This is a genomic window from Methylomagnum sp., from assembly GCF_054333355.1.
On record NZ_JBTEKS010000486.1, the window covers coordinates 1 to 2,930 of the forward strand.

Here is a 2,930-nt window from a genome sequence, read left to right on the forward strand (position 1 = left end):
GCTGGCGGAGCGGGTGATGCGCTATCACGGCCACTGCCATCGGGCCTTGGAGTTGCGGCCCGGCACGGTGGTGGATTTGTTGCAGCGCTTGGAGGCATTCCGGCAGGCCGACGCCCTGGAGTCATTCCTGTTGGCTTGCGAGGCCGACGCCAGGGGCCGCACCGGCTTGGAGAATCGCCCCTACCCGCAAGCCGATTGGCTGCGGACGGCGCGGGCGGCGGCGGCTTCGGTGTCGGTGGAGCCGTTGTTGGCGCAAGGCTTTCGGGGCGCGGAATTGGGCGAGCAGTTGCGGCGGGCGCGGATTGGGGCGGTGGGGGAATTGCGGCGGGCGGAGGCCAATGTAGGTCGGGCTTAAGCCCGACCTACGGGACGATTTTATGGCTGGGTCAAGCGCTCTTCCGCTTCCCGATACTTCGCGGCGGTCTTGGCGGCGACTTCCGGCGGTAGGTGTGGCGCGGGTGGGCGCTTGTCCCAGGTCAGCCCTTCCAGATAGTCGCGGACGAACTGCTTGTCGAAGCTGGGCGGGCTGATGCCCGCTTGGTATTGATCCACCGGCCAGAACCGGGAGGAGTCCGGCGTCAGCGCTTCGTCAATCAGATACAGTGTGCCGTTCGCATCCAAACCGAATTCAAACTTGGTGTCGGCGATGATGATGCCGCGCTCCAAAGCGTAGCTGGCCGCCTCGACGTACAGCGCAATGCTGGTATCCCGCACCTGTCCCGCTAAATCCTGCCCGATCAATTCCACGGTGCGTTCGAAGCTGATGTTCTCGTCATGCTGACCCAGTTCGGCCTTGGTCGAGGGCGTGAAGATGGGATTCGGCAGCTTCTCCGCCAGTTGCAATCCAGCGGGCAGCGGGATGCCGCACACGGTCCCGGTGGCCTTGTAGTCCTTCCAGCCGGAACCAATCAAATAGCCGCGCACCACGGCTTCCACCGGCAGTGGCTTGAGCTTCTTCACCACGATGGCCCGGCCCGCCATTTCCTCATGGTCGGCGGGGTCGGGCAGCACTTTTGCCAGGGGCAAATCGGCCAGATGATTGGGCACGATGTGCTTGAGCTTGCCGAACCAGAAATTCGACACCGCCGTCAGCACCCGCCCTTTATTCGGGATCGGGTCGGGCAGGATGCAATCGAAGGCGGAAATGCGGTCGGTGGTGACGATCAGCATGTGATCCGCGTCGATGTCGTAAATATCGCGGACCTTGCCGCGTCCGCGCAGGGCTAAGCCACTCAGGGTGCTTTGATAAAGGGTGTCCGGGGCGTTCATGGGTGGATTGGGCTTTATGAATAACGGGCAATCAGGTAAGTTTCACGGCCTTTCTACAAGAACAGCAGATATTTCGCAAACATGGCTTGGCTCGGCAAATTCGTCGGCGGGGCGTTCGGCTTCATCATGGGGGGTCCGCTGGGCGCCGTATTCGGAGCGGCGCTCGGCCACCAACTCGACCGCAACGCCGCCGAGGTCGGGCTGTTGGAAACGGACTTCGGTGCCGCCGGTCTCCAGCACCGGGTGCAGATGGCCTTCTTCACCGCCACCTTTTCGGTGATGGGCCACATCGCCAAATGCGACGGGCGCGTCACCGAGGCGGAAATCGAGGCGGCGCGTGGCGTGATGAACCGAATGTCGCTGCCCGAGCCGATGCGGCAGGCGGCGATTCGCCTGTATAACCAGGGCAAGCAGCCGGCGTTTCCGCTGGATGCCGCTATCGCTCAGTTTTACGCCGAATGCCGCCACCGCCATTCGCTGCTCAGGATGTTCGTCGAAATCCAGATCGAAGCGGCCCTGGCCGACAGCGCCTTGCACGAGGCCGAGGAGCGCCTGCTGCTGCATGTGTGCGAGCACTTGCGATTCTCCCGCTTTGAATTCTTCGCCATCAAGATGAGGATGGAGGCGGAGCGCCGTTTCGCCGGGAGCCAGCGCCAGTCCGGGCGGCGGGAGCTGTACGGCAGCCGCGAACCCTCGCTGTCCGACGCCTACGCGGTGCTGGGGCTGACGGCTTCGGCGGCGGGCGGCGATGTTAAGCGGGCCTATCGGCGGCTGATGAGCCAGCACCATCCCGACAAGCTGGTGGCGAATGGGATGCCCGAGGAGATGGTGCGCCTCGCCACCGAAAAGACCCAGCAAATCCGCAAGGCTTACGAAGTGGTTTCGAAGAGCCGCCAACTTTAAGAGGACACACCCCATGCCATCCTTCGACATCGTTTCCGAAATCGACATGCACGAGGCGACCAACGCCGTCGATCAATCCAACCGGGAGGTTGGCACCCGCTTCGATTTCAAGGGTTCCAACGCCCGCTATGAATTGAGCGAGAGCGTCATCACCCTGCACGCCGAGAACGATTTCCAGCTTCAGCAGATGCGGGACATTCTGAATCCCCGGCTCGCCAAGCGCGGCATCGACATCGCCTGCTTGAAGGCCGACCCGCCGCAGACCTTCGGCAAGCAGGCCCGCCAAACGCTGACCTTGCGGCAGGGCATCGACACGCCGCTGGCGAAGCAAATCGTCAAGCTCATCAAGGACAGCAAGATCAAGGTGCAGGCGTCGATTCAGGGGGAGCAGGTGCGGGTGACGGGGAAGAAGCGGGATGATTTGCAGGAGACGATGGCGCTGTTGCGGAAGTCGGATTTGGAATTGCCGTTGCAGTTCACGAATTTTCGGGATTGATTGACGGTGGGAGTGGGCTTCAGCCCACGATCAGACAAGACAGTCGTGGGGCTAAAGCCCACTCCCACTAACCTCCCAAATCCCCCCACCACACCTGCACCGCCGCCAACGCCGCCAGCACCGCCGTCTCCGTCCGCAACACCCGTGGCCCCAGCCGCACCGGCACAAACCCCGCCTCCCGCGCCAATTGACGTTCCCGCTCCGCAAACCCGCCCTCCGGCCCGGACAGCAAACACACCGGACCCTCCGGCGGCGGCAAATC

4 protein-coding genes and 1 pseudogene are annotated in these 2,930 nt (G+C 63.2%); 3 read left to right on the plus strand and 2 right to left on the minus strand.

Features of this window, described 5'->3' with window-relative positions; translation table 11 throughout:
* A pseudogene (gene cca / locus ACXWUF_RS21460) lies at nt 1-355 on the plus strand (multifunctional CCA addition/repair protein); the annotation flags it as partial.
* A 20-nt stretch (nt 356-375) separates the two neighbouring features.
* Here the strand turns inward: cca and ACXWUF_RS21465 are convergent.
* Nucleotides 376-1,269, minus strand: a complete 894-nt coding sequence (locus tag ACXWUF_RS21465; protein WP_458496570.1) for a phosphoribosylaminoimidazolesuccinocarboxamide synthase — start codon at nt 1,267-1,269, stop codon at nt 376-378.
* Nucleotides 1,270-1,350: 81 nt separating this feature from the next.
* Between ACXWUF_RS21465 and djlA the strand changes: the two genes are divergently transcribed.
* Entirely contained in the window at nt 1,351-2,172 is an 822-nt protein-coding gene (djlA, locus tag ACXWUF_RS21470) for a co-chaperone DjlA (RefSeq protein ID WP_458496571.1), read from the plus strand.
* Nucleotides 2,173-2,185: 13 nt separating this feature from the next.
* Nucleotides 2,186-2,668 carry a YajQ family cyclic di-GMP-binding protein gene (locus tag ACXWUF_RS21475; protein WP_458496572.1) on the plus strand — a complete coding sequence of 161 codons (483 nt, stop codon included), beginning with the start codon at nt 2,186-2,188 and terminating at the stop codon, nt 2,666-2,668.
* A 67-nt stretch (nt 2,669-2,735) separates the two neighbouring features.
* Here ACXWUF_RS21475 and ACXWUF_RS21480 read toward each other — a convergent pair.
* On the minus strand, nt 2,736-2,930 hold a 195-nt coding region (locus ACXWUF_RS21480), incomplete at its 5' end, for an RsmE family RNA methyltransferase (RefSeq protein ID WP_458496573.1).

Bases quoted from the DNA above. Each gene is read 5' to 3' on its own strand.
- djlA (WP_458496571.1), top strand. From the start codon at position 1,351: ATGGCTTGGCTCGGCAAATTCGTCGGCGGGGCGTTCGGCTTCATCATG.
- ACXWUF_RS21465 (WP_458496570.1), bottom strand. From the start codon at position 1,269: ATGAACGCCCCGGACACCCTTTATCAAAGCACCCTGAGTGGCTTAGCC.
- ACXWUF_RS21475 (WP_458496572.1), top strand. From the start codon at position 2,186: ATGCCATCCTTCGACATCGTTTCCGAAATCGACATGCACGAGGCGACC.